We start from the raw sequence: 22,074 nt of genomic DNA, 5'->3' as shown, positions 1-22,074 counted from the left end.
ATCAAGAAAGTTGATGATTTAAAATGCTTGATTTAAGAGATTGTGAGATTGCTTTTACCGGACGTCTAACTACCATGACTCGGGATCAAGCTTTTAGTTTGGCGAAAGTCTTTGGGGCGAAACCACAAAATTGGGTTACGAAACAGACAGATTATTTAGTGGTTGGGTTAATTGAGACGGCTTTAGGTGAGGAGCCCATCACAAAAAAGTTATTGACGGGAACACCAACGATTTCAGAACGGGATTTTTTGGACTGGTGTCAGGCACGATTGGCGCAATGGTCTAGTAGTTTAGGCGGTTAAATTCACAAAGTGAGTTTACTGATTTTTTGGGGATTTTTCATCTAGACCACTCCTCTCCCGTCAAATTTCACAAAGGCCAAATAACGGATCGTTGTTTTATCAGGGTGAATGGTGGTTACTTGGGATAAGCCGCCTTATGTGAAGTAGAAATTGGTATACTAAAAAAGGCTCCCGGTTTAACACTGGAGGCCTTTTTTCTAGGTTACATATTTTGAGGATGAATGTTTTTATCTTCGTAGCTTTTACTTGGGTGCTGTAACATGATGAATACTGCTTAGTTTTTGGTGCCGTACCCCGCAACAAATGCGGCGCTTCATTGGCATTATCTTAAATGCTAAGTACCGAGTTGAAAAGGATCATCAAGATATTGGCGTCATAATCCCGCTTTACGACGAAGAACTAAAACCTTTGATGACTAAAGCCTTAAGACGCTACTTTAACGCCCTAAGAAGCAATGAGAAGCATATCAAGAACGTGGAGAACTACTTATACGGCACCATGCAAAACCTATTTGGCGTTTGGTGGAATAAACAAGCTGCTAGAGAATATGCGGCCAAACACCCCGAAGAAGAAAAGTCGGCCGACAACGATAACAGTGGGTTGTACTACTAGTCCTAAAAGGCTACAAAATCCTTTCTAAGCGGTTTTAAGACTTACTGACCTATTATACTTAAGTTAGATTTAAATGGCTTAAACAGAAGAATATGGGCTTTTAAATGAGCGCCAGAGCTAACCAGGCTAACCAGCTCAAAAGTTCAGCCTTTAGATCAACGCCAAGCTCAAGTGATTTGAGGCCAGGGCTTTATCTATTGATAGGGTACTCAAAAGGTAGTATAATGGTAGTAGTAAAAGAAAGGAGATGAGACAATCATGACAGTTAAGGAAAAGAAACGGGTCCAAGTCAAGATTGATAAAGATTTGGCCGATGATACCGAAGCAGTTTTAAGCGAATTGGGCTTAAATCCAACCACGGCCATTAACATGTTTTACAAGCGGATTGTTGCTAATGGTGCTTTACCTTTTAATGCGTCTTTAAGCGAAGAAGAAAGAGCTAATTTACGCTTTTTAAAGGCGACCGAAGGGACACCAGTCACCGAGTTCAAAGACGCTAAAGAGGTCGCTGATTGGCTCAACGATCCAGATGAGGACTAATGACTTAGTCAGCCTATACGTTAGTTTTGTAGAAACTAACGGTGGCAAGTCTCGACCAGTTTTAATTCGTCGGGTATCAGAACAGACGGTCGAGGCTTTTAAAATTACTAGTCAGTATGAAAAGAAGTCGGCTTATATCAAGCAACAATATTATCCGATTCAAGATTGGCAATCCGCTGGGTTGAAGAAACCTTCCTGGGTCGATCTTGGTAATATTTATCGCTTTCCCAAAGCCGGTTTAAACTTTAAAGAAATCGGTCATTTAAGTAAGCTAGATCAAAATAAAATTTCAGATTTTACGCTTGACCTAAAATCAAAAAGAAGAGGTAAGGGTCAAAAGATAATTCAACAGCGATCAAGTAAAAGGAAGCACAAATAAAGTAAAGCAGAGCTTACACAAAGAATTCAAAAACAGTTAAAAGACTTTGCTAAACACAATCCAGAAATTAAGCCAAAAAACAATCCTGAAAATAAAAACGATCGGCCTAGTTATTAGGTTGATCGTTTTTTAATTTATCCGGTTTATGGGCGTTAACATAGTCAGCAAATGTTTTTAAAAGTTCTTCGGTTTGTTCGACCGAGAGGTTATTAGCTTGAAAGTACTTTTCTAATAAAGCCCCTTTTTGAATTAATCGGCGAGAACGGGCTTTGCGGGCTTGCCGATTTTCATAGTATTTAGATTGCCGTAATTTAAAATCTTCCCGCTCGATTTTTTGTTTTAAACGCGCTTGCTGCTCGACTAGTTTTTCATATTGATTAGACATGGAATTTCCCCATCTCGTATGGCTAATTATCTACGGACTTTACCTTTAAAAATTCAGAAAATTGCTTGGCTAAAAGCTTAATCTGATCGTTAGACAAATTAGCATAATCTAAATTGGCTTGACTGATGATTTGTTTACCTAGCCGTTGTTCAATCTTATTTTTTTCGTCCTTAATTTTTTGATTAAGTGCTTTTAATTTAGCTTCTTGTTTTTCTAAGTTACTTTGAGACATAACGATCCCTCCAATCATATTAGAAATAATCACCGAAACTATATCATATAAGAAACGTTAAGTCAAAGTATAAAATTTGAAATAGCGAAGCAGAAAGCATACACTAAGTTAAAGTTAAGAGAATCAGAAGACCGAGTGAAACGAGGTCAATGCGCACTTACACATAGAAATAATTCTATGTTGTTCTAACCCCCAAAAACCTGTATTAGAAGTCGCCGATGGCGACAACAAAGTCAAAACCCATAGAATCAAAGGAAGGCAGTGACTGACATGGCAATATTTCATATTAGTTTTAGTAATATTAGTGCTGGTAAAGGACGAAGTGCGATTGCCAGTGCCGCTTATCGAAGTGGTGAAAAGCTATTTGATGATAAGGAAGATCGCCACTATTTCTATGCCAGATCGATCATGCCAGAAAGCTTTATTTTGACGCCAAAAAATTCACCGGAATGGGCGAGTGATCGAGAGCAGTTGTGGAATGAAGTTGAAAAGAAAGATCGCAAATCAAACTCACGGTATGCAAAAGAGTTTAACGTGGCTTTACCGGTAGAATTAAGTGAATCAGAACAGAAAGAATTACTGACAAAATATGTGCAAGAAAATTTTGTCGATCAAGGTATGGTAGCTGACGTAGCAATTCATCGCGATCACCCAGACAATCCGCATGCACATGTGATGTTAACCAATCGCCCATTTAACCCCGATGGTAGTTGGGGATTAAAAGCAAAGACGCAGTACATTAAAGATGAAAATGGCAAGCAACTTTTAACCAAAAGCGGGTTTCCAAAACAAAGAAAAATTTGGTTGGTTGATTGGGATAAAAAAGAAAAAATTAATGAGTGGCGGCATAATTGGGCAGCAAGTGTTAATCAGTCTTTAGCACAAAAAAATATTCCGGATCGGATTAGTGAAAAATCGTTTGTCGATCAAGGGATTCAAGAGACACCTACCCAACACGAAGGCATTAACAGCCAAAGAAAAAATCGAAAAGCATTTAATCAACAAGTTAGCGCGCAAAGAAACGCTCAAGCTAAATATCATAATCTTGACGAAAAGATAAGAAATCATGAACATTTTGACGCGTTAACTGACGAGCTATCGTTCTCTGAAAAACACACAATTAGTCATCTAAGTCAGCAATTGAAAACCTATGTCGATTTAGAACATTTAGATGATAAACAGCGCATGCTGTTTAATTGGAAAAACAGCTTATTAATCAAACATGCCATTGGTGAAGATGTAACCAAGCAACTGCTGACTATTGACCAGCAAACGACATCACTAGCACAAGCTAACCAGTTGTTAAATAAAGTGGTGGAACGAGCAACGAAAAAGCTTTATCCGGAACTTAATTTTGAACAGACAACCGCAGCTGAACGACGGGAACTGATTAAAGAAACTAATAGTGAACAAACGATTTTTAAGGGTAGCGAATTGGCAGAACGGTTAGCTGATATTCGAAGTGACTTATTAACCCAGCAATTATTGACGTTTACCAAGCGGCCATATACCAGCTGGCAGTTAGTTAATCAGCAGGCCCAAACAATTGAGAAGCAATTAACCACGGTACTAGCCAAACATGGTCACCAGTTAGACGATTTGAAGCCTACTGATCGGGGCATGCTAGCCGCTTATCAACCTAACGAACTCGAATTCATTTCTAAAGCGGTTAAAAATTTACGGGTCATGCGGGAAGTTAAAGCCGTAGTGCAAACTCAATACAACAGCATTCTAACGACTGCTTTTCCGGACAGTGACCTGGATAAGCTAGAGACGATTGATAAGGAGCAAATCTATACCGCTGTGGTTTACTATGACCCAGAATTAAAGCCATTAAGCGCCGATGATCTTAGTCAATTACAACAGCAGCCACCGGTAGTCTTTACTAGTCAGCAACACCAAGCCGGTTTAAATTACCTGTTAGGTAAAATGGAATTAAAAGATATTCAGGATCATCGACTGCAACGGGTCTTAAAACATGATGGCACCCGGCAACTGTTTATCGGCGAATGTGGCCAAGATCCTAAGTTGGATCACAAACAAATTGAAATGGTGCAAGCCCGTTTGAAACAACAGACAACACGGTTTGATCAATATAAGCAAGACCAAATTAAGGACTATCAGGCCATTAATTATTACCCAACTAGCCCGAAAAACTACCTGACTAATATTTTGGACGAAGCCTTAATAACCATTTTATATGCGAAGAACACGGACTATCTAAGAAAGCAGCGACTACGTGGACTAAAGGAGACTGAGTGGGAAATGACGAAAAAGCAACGGCAACACCAAACTCGAAACCGGCATGAAGATGGGAGCATGCATTTGTAACCTAAATGTAAAAAAAATAAATGGTGTAAGTTACACCTTTTAGTGCTAAACTATGACTAAATTAAGAAAGGAGAACTTACATGTGACAGGCAATCAGGAATGGTACAGCCTAACGCAAGCTAATCATAAGCTGGGGCGTGGCCGAAATTATGTCAGCAACTGGATCAAACGACATCCAGAGTTCCCTGATCAATTTTTGCTTGGTTCAGGTACCAATAAATTAATATCTGATGAAGGGATAGAGTGGGTTAAAAACCACATAAAAAAAGAGGGCGTCCTCGTAAGCAGTGAAGTTGCTAACGGGGATCAGCACCTAGAAATACGCCTTCTAGGTGTCACCCTCCTAATAATCCATTTTACCGGGCGGGTTAGGGGAAAGCTAGTTGTTTAATATTTCTAACCCAACAAACAACATAAGGAGGTGATCCAATGAAAGTAGAAAGCTGGCAAGGCATTAATGGCAAGCTAGTTCATGATGATCAAAAGGCGATTGTGGTTGATGATGACCAAGCATTGACTGATCCAAAACAGTTACAAGCAATTTTAGATCAAGATGGTCAGCCAATCGATGAAGTTCGGCAAGCAATGATTAAGAAGACCGTTAAACGCCAGTTGAAGACTGAGCCGTTAAAGCTTAGTGGTTGGTTTAATCGCCATCAAGACAGTCAAAATGCTAAAAAGACCGAAAAATTGGTAAGTGATAAACCGACCCATCAATATAAGCAGATCAAAAACGAAATGACCTTTTTTGGTGAGAGCTTCTTAGAAGGTTTCTTAGGTTTCTATGGCTTAGAAGTTGATAACGCCTTAGACCGTTACGAACATAATTTGCATGTCTTAGAGACCCAAGAATTAGGCCAGTCAGAAAAAGAGTATTACTTAGCCACGAGTGAAAACGGCCGCGTCAAATTAGCCACCGATCCATTACCAAGCCAGCAAATTGCCGAGGAACAAATGAACAAGTTCTATCAGCGTGAGCCAGAAGAAACGCAGGCAGAACAAATTCAATTAAGAACATCAGAAGACGATAGGAAGGAGGAATAACATGAAGTTCAGCAAAGTAAAAACGTTAGCAACTACTGGAGCTACTGCAATTTACTTGGGATTGATGAACGCCCAGGTTGTTTTGGCGGCGGACGGTGGCGAAGTAAAAAGCAAGCTAACCAGCGCTGGGAAGACGATTCAAGGTATTTTAACCGGGTTGGTCGTTTTAGTCGGGATTTGTGTCGCGCTATTTATTATTATCAAAAGAATGCCTGACGCAGACGATCCGCGAGAGAAATCAGAGGTTTATCACGCGGTTGGTCGGGTGGCTGGTTTAGTGGCCCTAGCGGCAGCGATTATCTGGCTATTACCTTGGGTTTACAGCCTATTCACTTAATTTAAAAAGGAGCCTGCCAAATGAAGAAAGGAAAAGAATTTATCTTTCCAGAGAACGTAGATAAAGATTACGGGATCTGGAAAGACTACACCTTGAAGGATTTTGGCTATGCGGCGCTGGCAGGACTAGTGGGCTTAATTTTTATTGCGATCCCACCCTATGGTCTGATCTTAGTCCTGATAAAAATAGTGATTGTTGTCTTAGCCATGACGATTGTCATGGCTATTTTAACAATTAGGCCAGTTGCGGCGCGGAAGAATATTAAAGTGCGGGATAACTTTAAGTTGAAACGCCACTATGCCAATGGTCAGAAACTGTTTTATTTAAAACCGAAGAAGCGAGGTGAACTAAATGCGTTTGAAGAAGAGCAAAACCGCCAATAAAACAGCCAAGCTCGATTGGGATTATCAACCGCCTAAAATCAATGGTGGCAAAGAGACCATTGATGACATGAGCTTGGTGGTGGGTATGTATGGTAATTACGAAGTTACCAAAACCGGTAATCTCGTTGGCATTTTGGAAGTTAGTGGGATCAACCTTGATCTACTTAATGAAACCGAACAACAGGACGTTTTTGAGGACTATGGTGCGTTTCTCATGAGTACCTTAGGTGAAGGCGTTGATGACACGTTACAGTTCTTAGAACCGACGATTCCCGTCAATATGACGGCTTATCTCAATGGTCTCAAACGGCGGTATCTCGCCTTACAAAAAGACCACCCGGAGCAACAGTTCAAAATCCAACTCATAGCCAGTTATTTGGACCACTTTACTAAAGTCCAGGAATCCAAAAACATGACAACTAAGCAACATCTGCTAATCGTTAAGGTACCGATTAAAGACAAGAGCGTTAAAAGCTTAAACTTAGCCGTCACTCATTTAGACGAAAAGATCGAACAGGTTAAACGAGACATTGAAAATGCGTTAACGGATTTTGATGTGACGGCCAAAGTTTTGACCAGTCAAGAAGTCCAAGAGATTTTAAAGAACTTGATCAATTTTAATGGATAGGGGGCAACAGTATGAGTTTTGGTGATAAGGTCATTGATTTATTTATGCCAACTAAAAAAGAGCATAACCAAGGCAACAGCGACCAAACGGGTAGTAAGCCCAAACCGGAGGTTGAGGATTTTACCAAACTGATTGATCACGATAGCTTGCATTCACTATTCCCGTTTAGCTGGGAACAGTACCCCACCTACGTCCAGTCGGGGGAGAATTTTATTCGGGTGTTAGCGATTGCTGACTATCCCAAGCGGGTGTATGGCAACTGGCTATCAGAGTTAAAGCGCAAAAAAGGCGTTATCGATATTGTGCAATATATCGACAGCGCCAGTAACAATTCAATGATTACCTATTACAAGAAGACGATTCAAAATAAGGAAGCGCAGAAGTTAAATACGTTCGACCCGTATAAAAAGAAGATTCTGCAAAATTATATTGATTCAGCCAACATGCAACTAGATAAATACCTTGATAATTCTACCACATTTGTCTATCAACATATGTTGGTTTATCTGCGGGCTAACAGTTTAGCAGAATTAGACGATTTAACCGAGAACGTCAAGAATACGTTGATTAAACTACAAATGAAGCCCTTAGTGCCCGTTAAAGCAACCTTTCAAGCTTTCTGGTCAACCATGCCAATTAACGAGAACCTCATGGGGGATTACACCTATAAAGAAAGTAATACCGAAGTCGCCAGCAGCATGTTTCCTTTTGATGACGCTGAAATTCTGGACTTAAAGCCGAGAAGCGATATTGAAGGGGTTAACAAAGATACCAACAGCTTAATTGCCGTAGATATGCTGGATCGCAACAAGACCCTAAATCAAAATCAAGTGATTATCGGGACCTCGGGGGTCGGCAAGACCACTTATATGATTCAGAAAATCCTACGCTACGCCATTCAAGACTATCAACTCTACATTATTGATCCAGAAAATGAATATACCAAAATTGTCGAAGCCCTGGGTGGGGCAGTCTTGCACCTAACTTCTAATGCTAAGTACAAAATTAATCCGCTACAAATTTTTTCCGAAGAAATCTTAAGCGCCGATGAAGCGGTCACAAACCTTGATTTATTAGTCAAAGATAAAATCCAGCGATTAAAGGGGTTCTTTGAAGTCCTTAAAACCGGGATTACCCAAGTTGAACTGGCAATCCTTGATAATGTCGTTAAACAAGCTTACGTCAACAGTGGCGTTTTGAAATATAGCCGCTTAAAAGAAATTAAAGACGATCAGTGGCCGACCTTATCCAATGTTTATGACGAGTTGGAAAAATTGGCAGATAAGGACGCCGACAAATTCAATCGGGTCAAAGACTTCTACTACATCTTAGGCAGTTATACCCATGGTTCTAACAGCCTATTTGACGGCCATACCAACGTTAACTTAAAAGGGAAAATCATTTCCTTTGATTTAAAACCGCTACAAAGTGAGCAGGAAGTCCAATCAGCCGCCTATCTGAATACTTTTCAATACCTGTGGGACGAAATTACCAAAGATCGGCATAGCCGCAAGAAATTGTTTGTTGATGAATTTCACTTTTTAACCTTACACAAAGCGGCCGCCACCTTTTTCCACCAAGCCTACAAGCGGTTTAGAAAGTACAATGCCGGAGCGATTGCCGGAACACAGCAAATTCAAGATGTGATCGAAGGAACGACTGATACCGGTCAAAACATAGGTGAAGCTATTATCGGTAACTCCTACACGAAAGTCTTTTTCGGGTTAGACGGTAAAGGCGTTGATGATGTGATTACCAAATTGCGTATGACGTTCTCGGATAAAGAAAAGAAGCTACTAGAACGTCGTAGACAAGGCGAAGCCCTGATGATCTATGGTAGCCAACGCGCCTTTATGCGTGTCGAGTTGACCGAAGAAGAACTACGGCTAATTGACCCAGAAGCTTACCAAGAAAAATATCACCGTGAGACAGCCGGGCAACCGGACTATCAAAAGCGCGTGGTCTTAACACCTAGTGAGATTGACGCTTTAACTACCACCGAGGAGGAAGGCGGGACTTTAAATGAGTAAACCAAACCAATTATTGAATATCGAGGTTGGCACCTTCAAGCGACAGGGAAACCAGTTAATTCTCGAACTCAATCACAATCAGTTTCGATACGACCAGTTGAGTGAGCTAAACGAATTAAAGCAAGCTGATGCCAATTTCTTACAGTTGGTTAACGTAGTTGAGCAAGACCAGAAGGTTGTTTTAACTTATACCTTGCCGGATAAGGTCAGGTCATTAAAGGAATTACCACATGAAAATAAAGCAATCCGTTCAGCGATTGCCAAGGAAATCATGGCGCAAAAGGTGGTTAATGATAGCCAGTATCACGTTGCGTTGAACCCAGCTAACCTGTGGTATTACCCCATGCAACATGTTTGGTACGCCTACCGGGCCAATGAACTCATGCCTTATGATGACAAGCATAGCAATTTAGCCAAATACAAAGCGCTGATTCTGTTTTGCTTGACGGGGACGCCCTATGAACGGCTACTAAGCAATCCCCAAGAAGCCTTGGCCAAACACCCGGACGACTATTTACAACAAGTAGCTAAAGCTACGTCGTTAAATGAGTTAACGGAAGTGGTTAACGGCATTGAGGACTTTGTGAGCTATCACGAATGGCAGGAAGTTGAAACGGCCCAGCAGAAAACCAAACAACGTTTATGGTTGAGTATGGCCGGGGTGGCGATTGTGGCCGTTTTGGCCGTCGGCTTAGTCCATAAAAGTGACGAACGGCAGTATCAAAGCTTAGCTAACCAGAACCAAGCCCAGGTCACGCGATTAAAATATAGCGGTCAAATTCAGACCGCTTTAAATGATCAAAAGTGGTCGGAAGCGCAAAAAGATATGAAACGGGCCGGCTATCCTTTAACTAAGCAAGTCAGTGTCTTTTTAAAGCATCGTCAGTACCAGCAAGCCTTAAACGTTGACCCAAGTCAGTTGAACAAGGTTGTTAATGCGGCTTATACCAACCAAGATAGCAGTCAAGTGGCCGATTGGCAGTTACCAACTAAGGCGACGAGTAAGCAAAAAGATCAATTGAAACTCGAAAAAGCGATTGTTAATTATGATACCAATACGCTTAATAACCAATTATCCTTTACGACGAACGCTGATGTTTTATTGAGAATGGGACAAGCTTTCCTCGCCCATAATGATACGCAAGACGCCCAGACTGTCCAAACCAAGTTAGCCGGCGTGAACAGTCCTAAAGCTAAGTATTTAAAAGCCTTGTTAAGTCTCAATGCCGCTAAGAACGAAGTTAGCGACGCCCAAAAGAAGTTAGATGACGCCAACAAGATTGATGGCAGTAAAGATAAGGACAAAGACAAGAAGGTGGATTCGGCTAAGTCGGACTTAAAGAACGCGCAGAGTGACCAATCAGCAGCGCAAAAACAAGTCGATCAGGCCAAGCACAAAGTGGGTGATTAAATGCAAGTACTGTCTTTCGAATATAAGAAAAAGAAGTGGAAGTTGATTGCTTATATTGTGGGCGGCGCCCTTCTGCTAATCATCTTGTTAATTGCGGCAGTAACAGGTCAATTGCAAGAAAACAGTTGTGATAACTCAACCACTACAGAAACACAGTTAGATAGTAAGAGCATGACGGAAAATGCCAAAAATATCTATGCGCACTGGAAACAGAAGTATGGTGCAACGCCACAAGCGGCAGCTGGTATCTTGGGCGTCTTACAACTAGAAAGTCGCCTTGATCCCAAGTCCGTTAATTCCAGTTCCGGGGCCACGGGCTTAGCCCAGTGGTTAGGCGGCCGTAAAGATAAGTTGGAGGACTTAGCCCACAAAGAAAACAAACCAGCGACCAATCTCGGGGTTCAGTTGGACTATCTCGATCAAGAATTGAACAGTAGTTACTATGCGTCAAACAAGCAGATCTTTAAATATACGGACGTGCACAAAGCGACGAAAGCCTGGTTAATGGATTATGAAGGCATGAGCAAAAACCCGGAACAATGGTATTTAAGCCAAAGATACGGTTATGCCGATCATTGGTATTCCGTGTTCGGGGCGAGTGATCCCGTGGCCGGTAATACGTTAGACAATGCGAGTTCCGGCGATCTGACCGAGTTAGGTTGTGATAGTGACCCGAGCTATTCCGGTGGTAGTATCGTCAAAAACGCAGAAAGTATGAAAGGCGATTTCTACTATGTTCAAACCCACCCCGGCCCCGATTTAGGCAGTGATTTAAAGAATCCCAGCAAAACTGGTGGAACTGATTGTTCGGGCTTTGTCTGGTTAGCGCTTAATAAAGCTGGTTACAAGGTACCGGCCAACATGGGCTGGTTTACCGGCACGATGGCCAGTGACGCCAAAGGCAGCCATCAATATCTGAAACAGATCAGTGAAAATGACGCAAAGGCCGGCGATATTGTCATCGTCAATCAAGGTGCGGGAGCCGGAAACAACGGTCACACTGCCATTCTGCTAGATAAATGGCAAGGTAAAGCCACCAAGATTATTGAGCAAGGTGGTACGGGTGATAAAGTTAACGAAAGCACTTTTGGCACCGCTTTTTATAGTTTATTGAACGGTAGCGATGTAACGTTAGCCCGGCCAATCAAGAAGTAAGGAGGACGAGTAAATGAAACGCAGCATGGTTTTAAGTATTGCGATTGGTAGTTTGATCTTAATCATGTCATTAGGGGCGAATGCCTATCAACATAGCCAAGTTAAGCAGGCGCAACAACAGATCAGTCGCTTACAACAGCAAAAGCGACAAGTTAGTCAGCAATTGACTAAAACCAACCAACAAAAGCAGTTATTGAGCACCCAAATTGACAGTTATAAGACCTACCAAAATAATAAAGATAAAAGTCAGGCTGAACTGAGTTTTAATACGGTAGTCACCAAGTTCTTTAAGGTCATGAACAACTTTAAGCCCAAGACCTACGGACAGCGTAAAGATGGCGTGAAAGACTTGATTTCCGACAAGCTATATCAGCAATACTTTTCAAATAAGGGCACGTATGGTGATAGCAATAGCGTTTCAGCTAAGTTAAATCAACTGAACCTGTATACGCAAAGTAAGCAGGGGCAAAATATGAAAGGCTTGGCCGTTGTCAGTTACGAAAGTAAGAGTGGCGACAACGACTGGCAAAAGGCGACGGTACTTTATCAAGTGACTTTCGATACCACCACGGATCGAATCACTGATGTACAGAATCTTGGGAACAGTTTTAAAGCGAGTGACCTTGATTAAAAAAGTAAGCAAAGCCCTAGCGGTGATCGTGGTGATACTTGCAGTATTAGGCTTTGCAGGTCATAGCTATGTGAACCATGTTGAGAAAGAGAAAACAGTTGTGACGCTGGCTAAGCATTCTGATAAAGTTCTGTTCTTTTACCGTGATGATTGCCCGGATTGCCAAGCTATTTTCCACCAGATTTATTGGCATAACGTCATCAGTCACAACATCATTTTGATTAATATGAATCAACCGAAGAATCGGCATTACATTCAAAAATATCAGCTAACGGCGGTGCCAACCTTGATTAGTGGCAATCAACGGTATGTTGGTACCAAGCAGTCGCAAATTAAACGAATCGTAGGTGATTAGAAATGAAAGATAGAAGCATAGCTGTGATTAAAGCTAGTTGGCCATATCTACTAACGCTAATCATTGGCTTGTATTTAGCGGAGATTTTAGCCGGAGCAGTCATGGCCTTGTCGCACTATAAGCTAACTTTTGCGGATCATATGCCAACGGTGTTAAAGCAGTTAGTCTTACACCCCTGGCACTATTACAACTTGTATTTGGGTCAAAAGAACCCGGTATTAATTATCGTCAGTATCGCTGTGGTCCTATACACCATTTATTTTGCTTTGAAACGCAATAGCAAGCACAAAGCGTGGGAGACTGCGGACACTGAAACCCACGGGAGTGCGACCTGGGGTGATCTAAAAGAATTAAGTGACCATTACTTTAGTATCAATGCCAAAGACCTCACCACAGCATTTAACAAGAGTACCAAGGCCGAAATTCTCAAATCATTAGTGGATCGAGAAAAGTCAGCGAAGGGGGTAGATTAACATGAATGGGACAATTTTAGGGATCGTGGATAAACGGATTGTTTACCAGAATAACAGCACCAAACCCAATCGGAATATCTTTGTGGTTGGGGGACCTGGATCATATAAGACCCAATCAGTCGTCATTACCAACCTGTTTAACGAAACGGAGAACAGCATTGTCGTGACCGATCCGAAAGGTGAATTATACGAAAAGACGGCCGGTATCAAACTAGCCCAGGGTTATCAAGTACATGTCGTCAACTTTGCCAACATGGCGCATAGTGATCGCTACAATCCCTTTGATTATATTCAACGAGATATTCAAGCTGAAACTGTCGCCACCAAGATCGTTCAGAGTGAAAATGCCGAAGGTAAAAAAGATGTGTGGTTCAGTACCCAACGTCAACTTTTGAAGGCACTAATCCTGTTTGTCATGAACCACCGGTCACCAGAACAACGAAATTTGGCGGGCGTGACCCAAGTTTTACAAGAAAACGACGTTGAAGCTGAGGAAAAGGGCGCAGATAGTCCGCTAGACACCTTGTTTCTTGATTTAACCATGACTGATCCAGCGAGACGCGCTTATGAGTTAGGTTTCAAAAAAGCCAAAGGGGAAATGAAAGCTAGTATTATTGAAAGTTTGCTGGCGACCATTTCGAAGTTCGTCGACAAGGAAGTGGCCGATTTTACCAGCTTTTCGGATTTTGATTTAAAAGAGATTGGCAAAGCCAAAGTTGTGCTATATGTGATTATTCCGGTGATGGATAATACCTATGAAAGCTTCATCAATCTGTTTTTCTCACAATTGTTTGATGAATTATACAAATTAGCCGCCGATCATCACGCTAAATTGCCCCACCAAGTCGACTTTATCCTTGATGAATTTGTCAATTTAGGCAAATTCCCAAAGTATGAAGAATTTTTAGCAACGTGTCGAGGGTACGGCATTGGTGTCACCACCATTTGTCAAACCTTAACCCAGCTACAAGCCTTGTATGGCAAGGATAAGGCCGAGAGTATCTTAGGTAATCATGCCGTTAAAATTTGCTTGAATGCCGCTAATGATGTGACCGCTAAATACTTTAGTGATCTGTTAGGAAAATCAACCGTGAAAGTGGAAACCGGTAGTGAGAGTACCAGTCATAGCAAGGAAGAAAGTCACAGTAAAAGTGATAGTTACAGCTATACGAGTCGTTCGCTCATGACGCCCGATGAAATTATGCGTATGCCCGAAGATCAGAGCTTATTAATCTTTAGCAATGCGCGACCAGTCAAAGCTACAAAAGCGTTCCAATTTAAACTATTTCCAGGGGCTGATCATTTGGTTAACTTGTCACAGAATGAGTATCAAGGCCAACCAGAAGCCAGCCAAGAAACCAACTTTAAGAATAAGGTAGATAAGTGGAATCAGACGGTTAAAGCACAACACCAAGCAAAAAAAGACGATCAAACAACCGATGACGAAGAAGACAAATTGCAGGACAATATCGATCAAGAATTAGAGTCTAGACATAAGAAAATGCTTGGATAATGGAGGACATATTAATGAAAAAATATCGGAAATATATAATCGCTGTGATGACAGTGTTACTGATTGTTGTTGGTCTTACCGCTTGTGGGAAGTCTACAGCACAAGATTTGCAAAGTCACCAGTGGACATTTGCTTCTAGCAAAGATAATGGTATGGCCACTACTGCAAAGTTTTCGAAAAGCAACTTAACACTTACCCAAGCGGGCTTTAGCGAAGTTTATACTTACAAGTTGATTGAAAACAAGGGCAATGAACAAATTAAGTTCATTGGTAAAAATAGTGTTTCAGGTAGCACAGAAACACGACTGTTTAAGATTAAGAAGCAATCAGACAAATATAAACTAACACCAATTAACACACTGGCTAAAAGTGATACTGGTACGGTCTCACTCATTCCCAAATAGACAAAGGAGGATTTTAAAATGACAGAAATCATTCAATCAGCTATTACACACTTTTTTGAATGGGCATTATCTGGTTTGTTGGACGGTTTATTCAACATATGCAAGGCCATTATTGACCAAGCCAATCAAAGTTTGCCCATTGTTAAAACATGGTATGCCATCTTCCTGACCTTTGCGACATCGTTAGTAGTCGTGGTCGTCCTTGGGCGTATTGTGATGACAATTCTAAAAGAGGCAGACGAAAGTACCGATGTTACTTGGGCTAATATCATCATGGACGGGATTAAATCAGCGGCCGTGATCCCAGTTTTTGTGTTCTTACAGGGCTTTATTCAAGGCTCAATTACCTTACCCCTGTTAAAGTATATGTTTAGTTCTGATCAGAAATTTACTGCTAAATCGATTACCGGCATGAATAAAGTTCCTGGGCTAAAAGATGTTGGCATTTCGCTACCCTTACAGATTTTATTTCTACTAATCTTCACTGTCGTAACTGTCGTGTTCTTTATCAAAATGTGTGTGTTTGTGGCTGATATGGCTTGGTACAACCTGACGATTCCTTTAGCTGCAATGAGCATGGCGACTGAAAGTTTTGATTACAGTGGCACGTGGTGGAAGAAGTACATTTATTACAATGCCTCCATTATTAGCCAGGTGCTTTGTATGTCATTATCAGTATGGTGTTTCACTAATATGGCTAAATACGGGTTTATTGCTTTTATTGCTTCAATCGGATTCGGCTTTCTGGTGGTCAAAACGCCTGACGCGGTTAAAGACTTTTGGGCTTCAACCGGTGTGACTAAAAGTGCTGGTATGGGTGCCATGAGAATGTTTCAAAATTATTTCCGTAGCCACTAGAAGGGAGAAATAGTTATGAAGAAAATCGCACACTGGTTATTGGAAAAAGCTAAAAAGGATATGCGAACTGACCCTTTTACAACACCTTCCCGGCGGACTAAGCTGTCTTACTATTTTGATACCTTAGTTAGTATGATCTTCTATTTAATGGGAATTTACCTCCTATTAACGGATTTATACCAAGAGTTTTTCACGTCAAACCAAACCGATTTTTTAGGAACAGCGCTAATGTCCTTAGTTTTACTGCTTGGGGGCCTATTGTTTCGCTGGTCAGCCATTGCAGATCTCAAAGCCATCAAACGGTATCAACAATATTTGAAACAACAATCGATAGACCAACAACAAGAATTGCGCCGTGAAGCTTGGTTAAATGCAGCTGAACAAGGTAAAACAGAATTAGAACAGAAACTTAATCACAAGGAGTGAACGAACATGACCACTGTTATCTTAGCTGAAAAACCTAGTCAAGCCCGTTCATACGTCCAAGCCTTTCAAAAGAGCACAAAAAAACAGGGTTACTATACGGTTAGCGACCCTGTTTTGCCCGAAAATACGCTTGTCACGTATGGTCTCGGACATTTAGTTGAACTAGCCACACCGGATAAATATGATCAGAAATACCAGCAATGGGCCCTATCTAATTTACCGATTTTCCCCAACAAATACAAGTTTGAAGTGTCAGCTAGCAAAAAAGATCAATTCAAGGTCGTTAAAGACCTGTTAACGAAGGCCGATACCATTATTGTTGCTACCGATAGTGGTCGGGAAGGCTCCAATATCGCCTGGTCAATCATGAACCAAGCCCAGATTGACGTTAAAAAGAAGACCATTAAGCGGCTATGGTTGAATAGTTTGGAAAAAGACGCCATTATTACTGGATTCAAAAATCTTGGTGATTGGCACAAAGACTATTTGGCTTATAAAGAAGCTCAAACCCGGCAAATTAGTGATTGGTTGATCGGTATGAATGGTAGTCCCTTATATACTTTGTTATTAAGACAAAAAGGGGTACGTGGGGTGTACTCAATTGGTCGCGTGCAGACGCCAACCTTGTATATGGTCTATCAAAAAGACCAGGCAATCAAAAACTTTAAGCCGGAACCCTATTTTGAACTAAATGCGGAAATTGTAGCTAATCAGCAAAAATTCGTCGCAAAATTAGACCCCTATCAGCGATTTAAAGACGAAGCAGGGCTAATGACATTCATGCAGGCTAAACACGTTCATAAAGGCTCGCAGGACGGATTAATCAAGGACGTCCAAAAACAAGGCAAAAAGCGTGCTAGTCCCCAACTATTCTCACTATCCAGTCTGCAAAGTGCCATGAATAAACGTTATCACGCCAGCGCCAGCCAAACCTTAGCAGCCATTCAAAGTTTATATGAAGCCAAGTTGTTGAGTTATCCCCGCACCGATTGTGCTTATATCACTGATGAAGAATTTAGTTATTTAGTGGCTAATCTGACGAAGTATCTGGGTTTAGTCTCTAAGCCAGTCGCTTTAACCAATACCACCCCAAATAAACGTTACGTCAATGGGAAAAAGGTTGAAGAACATTACGCCATTATCATGACTAAAGTTGTGCCGACTAAAGAGAAACTAGCCAGCTTACCTAAATTACAGCAACAAGTCTATGACTTGGTTTTAAGAACGACGTTAGCGATGTTTGCTGATCCGTACGAGTACGAGGAAACCACCATTATTACCCAAGTTGGTGACGCCAATTTTAAAGCAACCGGTAAGGTCCCAACTAAGCAAGGCTGGCAAGCTTTATTTGATGATCACAAAGCCGACCAGCAAGAGGCAGCCACCCTACCGATCGTTCACCAAGGCGACCAAGTTCAAGCGAATCTGCAAACACCGCAAAAAGAAACGACACCACCGGTACCCTTTACCGAAGGTACCCTGATTACGGCCATGAAGACCGCCGGCAAAACGCTTGATGATGAAGCAGCCCAGGCGATTCTCAAAGACGTGCAAGGCATTGGGACAAGTGCGACCCGGGCAAATGTACTGGAAATATTAAAAAAACGCGGCTATCTCGTTACTGAAAAAAATAAGCTCCACGTCAGTGACGCCGGGATTACTTTATGTAAAGCAGTCGAACTCGAACCCTTGCTAACTAGTCCAGAAATGACAGCTAAATGGGAGCAAGCGTTACAGCAAATCAGTACCGAAGAACGCACCCCGGATAACTTTTTGAGCCAGATTAAGAAGTTTGTGGCCAAGTTAATCGCTGATGTTCCCACACAATTAACCGGCAATGCAGCCATTAAGCAACAAATCAATCACCAACAGCAAGCACAAAAGTCCGACGAGGTCTTCTTAGAAACACCGCAAGCGACCGTTTTAAATAAACAGAAGTTTTACATTGTAAAGCCTAAGCAAGGCGAAAGCTTTACCCTGCCCAAGAAATGGAGTAGCAAGACGCTCGGGAAGACCGCAATTAAAGCGTTAGTTACCAAGGGTGAAACCAGCAAACTAAAGGGTTTCAAGACCAAAAAAGGTAAGTCGTTTGACGCCAAGCTAAAACTTGACGGTCATAAATTAAGTTTTGATTTTGATTAGAACCTGCCTACCGCCCTGCACGTTGTTGCGGTTGGTGAACCCGTCATTTAGGTTCACTTTTATAAAGCCAAAAGTAAACCTAAACAACGGGTGAGATTAGCAAAGCAAAGGAGATCATAAAATGAATAATAAATTAGCAGTCATTGGGAGTGAATTACCAGTTTTGCAGACTAAAGGAGCCTATAAGTATTTAAAAGAAATTACTGGAAATGGGTCTTATTATCAAGTGGCCTGGCAAAAATTAGCCGATGGCTATGTCGCCCTTTATGGCACGATCCCGATTCAAGCCAAAGTAGCTCCCATACTGAATGATATTTTTGAAGATGAGGAGGGGTAGACAATGCCGAGTAAAGCAGATGTTAACGCCTGGAAAGCACAATTGGTCGCCCAGGCTGAACAACAAATCCTAAAATTAACTGATAGTGGCCAATTTAAAAAGTACCTCAATACCTTGGCTAAATTCCATCATTATAGCGCCAGAAACATTGATTTGATTTATGCGCAAAATCCGCAAGCGACCCAGGTCGCGGGATTTAAGCAATGGCAAACAGATTTTAACCGCACCGTTAATAAGGGCGCTAAGTCCATTCGAATTGCGGCCCCGATTATTAAGAAATTGACACCCGCTGAGCAAAAGCGACTTGATACTACCGACGAACGGGCCATTGTTGGTTATCGTTACCTACCCATCTTCGACGTGGCACAAACTAGTGGTGACCCTGTCCTAAGCGCTAAAGACTTTGTCAAAGAAAATTTGGCTGATCATCAGAATGTGACAAGCTTATATAACGCGTTCAAAGATTATTTAAACCAGCAACCCGACCTTAAAGTCAGGGAAGTGCCTTTAGCAACGCTAAATGGGGCTAAGGGGTATTTTCAACCCAGCACTAATGAAATCGTCATTGGTGGCGATGAGCCCGACAATGCTTTGAAACTAAAGACGTTATATCACGAATATGCGCATAGCCAGCTACACGGATTAAAATCAGCCTTTAAAGATCGGCCACGAGCTTATCAGGAAACCCAAGCCGAAGCGGTTGCATATGTCGCCATGCAAAACATTGGGGTTGATACAGGCAATTACTCCCTCGGGTATGTAGCTACCTGGGCCAAAGATAAAGCCGTGATCCATAGTGCTTTAAGTGAAATCCAGCAAGTTAGCAACAAAGTGATTGAGCTTAGTGACGGGTTAACCAAACAATTAGGCTTACAAGAAGCACAAAAAGAACCTGAGCATGATTTAAAAAAGCTATCAGCCCAGGATCTTAATAAGTCCTATCAAAGCTTGCAACAACAAATTAAGCAAGCAACGAATCCACAACAAAAATCAGAACTACAAAATAAATTAAATGATGTACACCATGAAATCAGTAATCGAACGCAAAAACAACTGAAAGCATTTGCTGAACAGAATCCGGGAATCAAACAACCTGATCCTGAATCTGATCAAAGTCTGAATCGTTAGCCAGTTTTTAAAGGGCATGCTATAGTAAAGACAGAAAAAGGAAACCCCGCTGGAACAGGACTTCCCATACAAGCCGCTTTAAAGGCGGTGGCGTAAAGTTCTGCAATTCTACCGCGTTCCATTTGAGACAAATGATGACCTGGTTGACGACGTGTGATATCCTGTTCATGCATCAGGACAATACCTCTTTCATTGTTTGTGTTGGAACTTCAATGATACAGGATATCTGTTCTTGATGTTTTTTATTGTCCCAAATTTGTAATAAAAGTGGCTAACTTGATTTTAAAACGCGCGTAATTTAAGCTTTTCAATAGTTTAATAACTTACAATGCAAAACACCCCCTAGGATTCACACTTTTATTATTTAAAGTGTCAACCCTAAGGGGTATTGTACGGAGAGCCACCTCCATCCCTATTTGTTTTTACACAATACAATGTTTACTTTTTAAAGTATTAAAGTAGTCAGCCAAATACCCATGCCGAGAATAACGACGATACCTGAAACAAACACCCAAACCGGCATATGAAAGCCATACATATAGACAATAATGGAAACTGCCGTTATCCATAGCGTGGCCAACAATAACCACTGGGGAATATTTTTTATCAAAGCAAGGCCAATAGTAATGAGGATTAGTCCCCCTGTCAAAAATGACATAAACTCACTGTTCATTAAATCAATGGGTTTAATGATGCCTCCTCCAATACTTACAATCACTCCAAGTGCCATCAGAACATACCCTAAAATTGTTAAACCAGCCATATACTTACCATCCTTTCTAAGATAATGCGTTTGTTTTGAATGAATAAATGAACATTATTTTTATTCATTCATATATTTCAAAAAAGAATAAGCAATCAGTGCTTATTCTTTTTTGAAATCAGTGATACCCTTCATAACGAACTCCACAAGAAGTTGCATTACAACAGGGTCGAAGGTTGCTTCATCTTTATGCGTGTCAAGAAAAATCAAGGAATCATAAAGACCGAGAACGTGGGAATCATCAATATCACTTCTAATTTTTCCCTCGGCTCTCCATTTTCTTAATAATCCTTTGAAAAAAACGTATATAAAACTATCATTTTTGTTTTCTTCGTTCCGATACGTTTTTTCCAAAGCACCCATGACATCCTGATTATACCATTCTTTCAAAATCAAATTAGATTGTAAAGTGTTCATTACTCCAGATATAAATGAAATTGCAATGCTAACGGGGTCATTATCTAGGTTTAACTCATCCATAATAGCCTTTTTAGCCATTTCATTTTCTTCACGGTATATATCTGAAAAAAGCTCTTCTTTTGATTGATAATAATTGTAAAATGTCCCCACGCTCGTACCAGCTTGCTTTGTTACATCGGACACATTTACCGCTTTGAACCCTTTCAAAAGAAATAAATCTCGTCCGGCACTAAAAATGGCAGATTTTTTATCTATCAATTTGTGTCCCTTCTTTAAAAATGAATATAAAATTTATTCATTCATATTATATGTTATAGAATTAGCGTTTGTCAAGAAAATTCTGTTTGTCTGTTGAGAAAGCTTATAATTTGCCTTTTGAAAAAAGACCCTCCGGTTTCTAAGGCAGATTTCGCAGATGGTGTGGTGGTTGAACCAAAAAGCCCGCAGCCCCGCCAGCAAAAAAACAGCCATACTCCTGCTCTGGAATTGTACGAAAAAGATGAGCCTAAACCCAAAGTAGGTACTTACAGTATTGTTTTAGACGGTTCAGGAGCACCTGTATGTATTACACAGACAGAGCGAGTTGAAATCAAAAACTTTAACAAAGTTACAGCTGATCATGCTTACCTTGAAGGTGAAGGAAATCGAAGCTTAAAATATTGGCGAAAGGGTCATAAAGATTTTTTTGAAAAGGAATATTATCAGGCTGGAAAAGTATTCACAGATGAAATTCCATGTATCTGTGAAACTTTTAAAGTCGTGCATAAGTAAAAACCTGGCCGCTAGGGTATACCCTAATGGCCTTTTTTGATCCATTATCAATGGCTTTTTAAATTAGGGCCTAGTACTTTTGGA

27 protein-coding genes and 2 pseudogenes are annotated in these 22,074 nt (G+C 41.0%); 24 read left to right on the top strand and 5 right to left on the bottom strand.

Annotated elements, in window-relative coordinates:
• Positions 1 to 23 precede the first annotated feature (23 nt).
• From IV55_RS08755 to IV55_RS08740, 4 genes and pseudogenes are all read left to right on the top strand, one after another.
• Positions 24 to 302, top strand: a complete 279-nt coding sequence (locus IV55_RS08755; RefSeq protein WP_057811367.1) for a BRCT domain-containing protein — start codon at positions 24 to 26, stop codon at positions 300 to 302.
• A gap of 270 nt (positions 303 to 572) precedes the next feature.
• Positions 573 to 914 (top strand): annotated as a pseudogene (locus IV55_RS08750) (replication initiator protein A); the annotation flags it as partial.
• A gap of 258 nt (positions 915 to 1,172) precedes the next feature.
• Complete coding sequence (locus IV55_RS08745) at positions 1,173 to 1,454, top strand: type II toxin-antitoxin system RelB/DinJ family antitoxin (RefSeq protein ID WP_054769787.1); 282 nt, start codon at positions 1,173 to 1,175, stop codon at positions 1,452 to 1,454.
• Positions 1,444 to 1,950 (top strand): annotated as a pseudogene (locus tag IV55_RS08740) (hypothetical protein). The gene IV55_RS08745 and the pseudogene IV55_RS08740 overlap by 11 nt, the downstream one beginning before the upstream one ends.
• Here the strand turns inward: IV55_RS08740 and IV55_RS08735 are convergent.
• Complete coding sequence (locus IV55_RS08735; protein ID WP_003646133.1) at positions 1,940 to 2,218, bottom strand: hypothetical protein; 279 nt, start codon at positions 2,216 to 2,218, stop codon at positions 1,940 to 1,942. The pseudogene IV55_RS08740 and the gene IV55_RS08735 sit on opposite strands and share 11 nt — an antisense overlap.
• Positions 2,219 to 2,240: 22 nt before the next feature.
• Entirely contained in the window at positions 2,241 to 2,468 is a 228-nt protein-coding gene (locus tag IV55_RS08730) for a hypothetical protein (RefSeq protein WP_083484001.1), read from the bottom strand.
• Positions 2,469 to 2,720: 252 nt separating this feature from the next.
• Here IV55_RS08730 and mobQ point away from each other — a divergent pair, with 252 nt between their 5' ends.
• The 19 genes from mobQ (at position 2,721) to IV55_RS08635 (ending at position 20,036) form a co-directional block, all read left to right on the top strand.
• Complete coding sequence (gene mobQ, locus IV55_RS08725; protein ID WP_057811362.1) at positions 2,721 to 4,781, top strand: MobQ family relaxase; 2,061 nt, start codon at positions 2,721 to 2,723, stop codon at positions 4,779 to 4,781.
• A 52-nt stretch (positions 4,782 to 4,833) separates the two neighbouring features.
• Positions 4,834 to 5,172 (top strand): hypothetical protein, encoded by a 339-nt coding sequence (locus IV55_RS08720; protein WP_011222043.1) that lies wholly within the window; start codon positions 4,834 to 4,836, stop codon positions 5,170 to 5,172.
• Positions 5,173 to 5,210: 38 nt separating this feature from the next.
• A complete protein-coding gene (locus IV55_RS08715) occupies positions 5,211 to 5,825 on the top strand; it encodes a hypothetical protein (RefSeq protein ID WP_039107125.1) in 615 nt (204 codons plus the stop codon).
• A gap of 1 nt (position 5,826) precedes the next feature.
• Positions 5,827 to 6,162, top strand: a complete 336-nt coding sequence (locus IV55_RS08710; protein ID WP_057811360.1) for a CagC family type IV secretion system protein — start codon at positions 5,827 to 5,829, stop codon at positions 6,160 to 6,162.
• 20 nt (positions 6,163 to 6,182) lie between these two features.
• Positions 6,183 to 6,545, top strand: a complete 363-nt coding sequence (locus tag IV55_RS08705) for a hypothetical protein (RefSeq protein ID WP_035457693.1) — start codon at positions 6,183 to 6,185, stop codon at positions 6,543 to 6,545.
• Positions 6,514 to 7,173, top strand: coding sequence for a TrsD/TraD family conjugative transfer protein (gene trsD / locus IV55_RS08700; RefSeq protein ID WP_046041334.1), 660 nt, complete (start codon positions 6,514 to 6,516; stop codon positions 7,171 to 7,173). The genes IV55_RS08705 and trsD overlap by 32 nt, the downstream gene beginning before the upstream one ends.
• An 11-nt stretch (positions 7,174 to 7,184) precedes the next feature.
• A complete protein-coding gene (locus IV55_RS08695; protein WP_057811358.1) occupies positions 7,185 to 9,203 on the top strand; it encodes a VirB4 family type IV secretion system protein in 2,019 nt (672 codons plus the stop codon).
• Positions 9,196 to 10,614, top strand: a complete 1,419-nt coding sequence (locus IV55_RS08690; RefSeq protein ID WP_057811356.1) for a type VII secretion protein EssB/YukC — start codon at positions 9,196 to 9,198, stop codon at positions 10,612 to 10,614. Before IV55_RS08695 ends, IV55_RS08690 begins: the two co-directional genes overlap by 8 nt.
• The gene (locus tag IV55_RS08685; RefSeq protein WP_057811354.1) at positions 10,615 to 11,769 is read left to right on the top strand and encodes a phage tail tip lysozyme; all 1,155 of its coding nucleotides are present in this window, start codon (positions 10,615 to 10,617) and stop codon (positions 11,767 to 11,769) included. It abuts the gene before it with no gap.
• 13 nt (positions 11,770 to 11,782) lie between these two features.
• Positions 11,783 to 12,400: a hypothetical protein gene (locus IV55_RS08680; RefSeq protein WP_016511114.1), complete on the top strand. Its 618-nt coding sequence runs from the start codon at positions 11,783 to 11,785 to the stop codon at positions 12,398 to 12,400.
• Positions 12,387 to 12,755 (top strand): thioredoxin domain-containing protein, encoded by a 369-nt coding sequence (locus IV55_RS08675; protein ID WP_016511113.1) that lies wholly within the window; start codon positions 12,387 to 12,389, stop codon positions 12,753 to 12,755. The genes IV55_RS08680 and IV55_RS08675 overlap by 14 nt, the downstream gene beginning before the upstream one ends.
• 2 nt (positions 12,756 to 12,757) lie before the next feature.
• Positions 12,758 to 13,228: a hypothetical protein gene (locus IV55_RS08670; protein ID WP_057811351.1), complete on the top strand. Its 471-nt coding sequence runs from the start codon at positions 12,758 to 12,760 to the stop codon at positions 13,226 to 13,228.
• A 1-nt stretch (position 13,229) separates the two neighbouring features.
• Entirely contained in the window at positions 13,230 to 14,741 is a 1,512-nt protein-coding gene (locus IV55_RS08665) for a VirD4-like conjugal transfer protein, CD1115 family (RefSeq protein WP_057811349.1), read from the top strand.
• A gap of 14 nt (positions 14,742 to 14,755) precedes the next feature.
• Entirely contained in the window at positions 14,756 to 15,145 is a 390-nt protein-coding gene (locus tag IV55_RS08660) for a hypothetical protein (RefSeq protein ID WP_057811347.1), read from the top strand.
• Positions 15,146 to 15,163: 18 nt separating this feature from the next.
• Positions 15,164 to 16,003 carry a conjugal transfer protein TrbL family protein gene (locus IV55_RS08655; RefSeq protein WP_057811345.1) on the top strand — a complete coding sequence of 280 codons (840 nt, stop codon included), beginning with the start codon at positions 15,164 to 15,166 and terminating at the stop codon, positions 16,001 to 16,003.
• 15 nt (positions 16,004 to 16,018) lie between these two features.
• A complete protein-coding gene (locus IV55_RS08650; protein ID WP_057811344.1) occupies positions 16,019 to 16,429 on the top strand; it encodes a hypothetical protein in 411 nt (136 codons plus the stop codon).
• Between the two features lie 6 nt (positions 16,430 to 16,435).
• Positions 16,436 to 18,571 carry a type IA DNA topoisomerase gene (locus IV55_RS08645; RefSeq protein WP_057811342.1) on the top strand — a complete coding sequence of 712 codons (2,136 nt, stop codon included), beginning with the start codon at positions 16,436 to 16,438 and terminating at the stop codon, positions 18,569 to 18,571.
• 121 nt (positions 18,572 to 18,692) lie between these two features.
• On the top strand, positions 18,693 to 18,908 hold the full coding sequence (locus tag IV55_RS08640; protein WP_057811340.1) for a hypothetical protein: 216 nt from the start codon (positions 18,693 to 18,695) through the stop codon (positions 18,906 to 18,908).
• Between the two features lie 3 nt (positions 18,909 to 18,911).
• Entirely contained in the window at positions 18,912 to 20,036 is a 1,125-nt protein-coding gene (locus IV55_RS08635) for an ArdC-like ssDNA-binding domain-containing protein (protein ID WP_057811338.1), read from the top strand.
• On the opposite strand, the gene IV55_RS10360 is transcribed toward IV55_RS08635, so the two are convergent.
• From IV55_RS10360 to IV55_RS08625, 3 genes are all read right to left on the bottom strand, one after another.
• Positions 20,033 to 20,209 (bottom strand): hypothetical protein, encoded by a 177-nt coding sequence (locus IV55_RS10360; protein ID WP_157047467.1) that lies wholly within the window; start codon positions 20,207 to 20,209, stop codon positions 20,033 to 20,035. The two genes, IV55_RS08635 and IV55_RS10360, sit on opposite strands and share 4 nt — an antisense overlap.
• A 272-nt stretch (positions 20,210 to 20,481) precedes the next feature.
• Positions 20,482 to 20,799: a hypothetical protein gene (locus tag IV55_RS08630; RefSeq protein WP_057811336.1), complete on the bottom strand. Its 318-nt coding sequence runs from the start codon at positions 20,797 to 20,799 to the stop codon at positions 20,482 to 20,484.
• Between the two features lie 102 nt (positions 20,800 to 20,901).
• On the bottom strand, positions 20,902 to 21,477 hold the full coding sequence (locus IV55_RS08625) for a TetR/AcrR family transcriptional regulator (protein WP_057811335.1): 576 nt from the start codon (positions 21,475 to 21,477) through the stop codon (positions 20,902 to 20,904).
• A 117-nt stretch (positions 21,478 to 21,594) separates the two neighbouring features.
• Between IV55_RS08625 and IV55_RS08620 the strand changes: the two genes are divergently transcribed.
• Positions 21,595 to 21,990 (top strand): ASCH domain-containing protein, encoded by a 396-nt coding sequence (locus IV55_RS08620; protein ID WP_057811333.1) that lies wholly within the window; start codon positions 21,595 to 21,597, stop codon positions 21,988 to 21,990.
• The last annotated feature ends 84 nt before the right edge of the window (positions 21,991 to 22,074 follow it).

Source organism: Furfurilactobacillus siliginis (assembly GCF_001437435.1).
GTDB classification, from domain to species: domain Bacteria; phylum Bacillota; class Bacilli; order Lactobacillales; family Lactobacillaceae; genus Furfurilactobacillus; species Furfurilactobacillus siliginis.
Note: the sequence above shows the minus strand (reverse complement) of the source record. Positions and strands in the feature narration are given on the sequence as shown.

Bases quoted from the DNA above. Each gene is read 5' to 3' on its own strand.
- IV55_RS08755 (WP_057811367.1), top strand. From the start codon at position 24: ATGCTTGATTTAAGAGATTGTGAGATTGCTTTTACCGGACGTCTAACT.
- IV55_RS08745 (WP_054769787.1), top strand. From the start codon at position 1,173: ATGACAGTTAAGGAAAAGAAACGGGTCCAAGTCAAGATTGATAAAGAT.
- IV55_RS08735 (WP_003646133.1), bottom strand. From the start codon at position 2,218: ATGTCTAATCAATATGAAAAACTAGTCGAGCAGCAAGCGCGTTTAAAA.
- IV55_RS08730 (WP_083484001.1), bottom strand. From the start codon at position 2,468: ATGATTGGAGGGATCGTTATGTCTCAAAGTAACTTAGAAAAACAAGAA.
- mobQ (WP_057811362.1), top strand. From the start codon at position 2,721: ATGGCAATATTTCATATTAGTTTTAGTAATATTAGTGCTGGTAAAGGA.
- IV55_RS08720 (WP_011222043.1), top strand. From the start codon at position 4,834: ATGACTAAATTAAGAAAGGAGAACTTACATGTGACAGGCAATCAGGAA.
- IV55_RS08715 (WP_039107125.1), top strand. From the start codon at position 5,211: ATGAAAGTAGAAAGCTGGCAAGGCATTAATGGCAAGCTAGTTCATGAT.
- IV55_RS08710 (WP_057811360.1), top strand. From the start codon at position 5,827: ATGAAGTTCAGCAAAGTAAAAACGTTAGCAACTACTGGAGCTACTGCA.
- IV55_RS08705 (WP_035457693.1), top strand. From the start codon at position 6,183: ATGAAGAAAGGAAAAGAATTTATCTTTCCAGAGAACGTAGATAAAGAT.
- trsD (WP_046041334.1), top strand. From the start codon at position 6,514: ATGCGTTTGAAGAAGAGCAAAACCGCCAATAAAACAGCCAAGCTCGAT.
- IV55_RS08695 (WP_057811358.1), top strand. From the start codon at position 7,185: ATGAGTTTTGGTGATAAGGTCATTGATTTATTTATGCCAACTAAAAAA.
- IV55_RS08690 (WP_057811356.1), top strand. From the start codon at position 9,196: ATGAGTAAACCAAACCAATTATTGAATATCGAGGTTGGCACCTTCAAG.
- IV55_RS08685 (WP_057811354.1), top strand. From the start codon at position 10,615: ATGCAAGTACTGTCTTTCGAATATAAGAAAAAGAAGTGGAAGTTGATT.
- IV55_RS08680 (WP_016511114.1), top strand. From the start codon at position 11,783: ATGAAACGCAGCATGGTTTTAAGTATTGCGATTGGTAGTTTGATCTTA.
- IV55_RS08670 (WP_057811351.1), top strand. From the start codon at position 12,758: ATGAAAGATAGAAGCATAGCTGTGATTAAAGCTAGTTGGCCATATCTA.
- IV55_RS08665 (WP_057811349.1), top strand. From the start codon at position 13,230: ATGAATGGGACAATTTTAGGGATCGTGGATAAACGGATTGTTTACCAG.
- IV55_RS08660 (WP_057811347.1), top strand. From the start codon at position 14,756: ATGAAAAAATATCGGAAATATATAATCGCTGTGATGACAGTGTTACTG.
- IV55_RS08655 (WP_057811345.1), top strand. From the start codon at position 15,164: ATGACAGAAATCATTCAATCAGCTATTACACACTTTTTTGAATGGGCA.
- IV55_RS08650 (WP_057811344.1), top strand. From the start codon at position 16,019: ATGAAGAAAATCGCACACTGGTTATTGGAAAAAGCTAAAAAGGATATG.
- IV55_RS08645 (WP_057811342.1), top strand. From the start codon at position 16,436: ATGACCACTGTTATCTTAGCTGAAAAACCTAGTCAAGCCCGTTCATAC.
- IV55_RS08640 (WP_057811340.1), top strand. From the start codon at position 18,693: ATGAATAATAAATTAGCAGTCATTGGGAGTGAATTACCAGTTTTGCAG.
- IV55_RS08635 (WP_057811338.1), top strand. From the start codon at position 18,912: ATGCCGAGTAAAGCAGATGTTAACGCCTGGAAAGCACAATTGGTCGCC.
- IV55_RS10360 (WP_157047467.1), bottom strand. From the start codon at position 20,209: ATGCATGAACAGGATATCACACGTCGTCAACCAGGTCATCATTTGTCT.
- IV55_RS08630 (WP_057811336.1), bottom strand. From the start codon at position 20,799: ATGGCTGGTTTAACAATTTTAGGGTATGTTCTGATGGCACTTGGAGTG.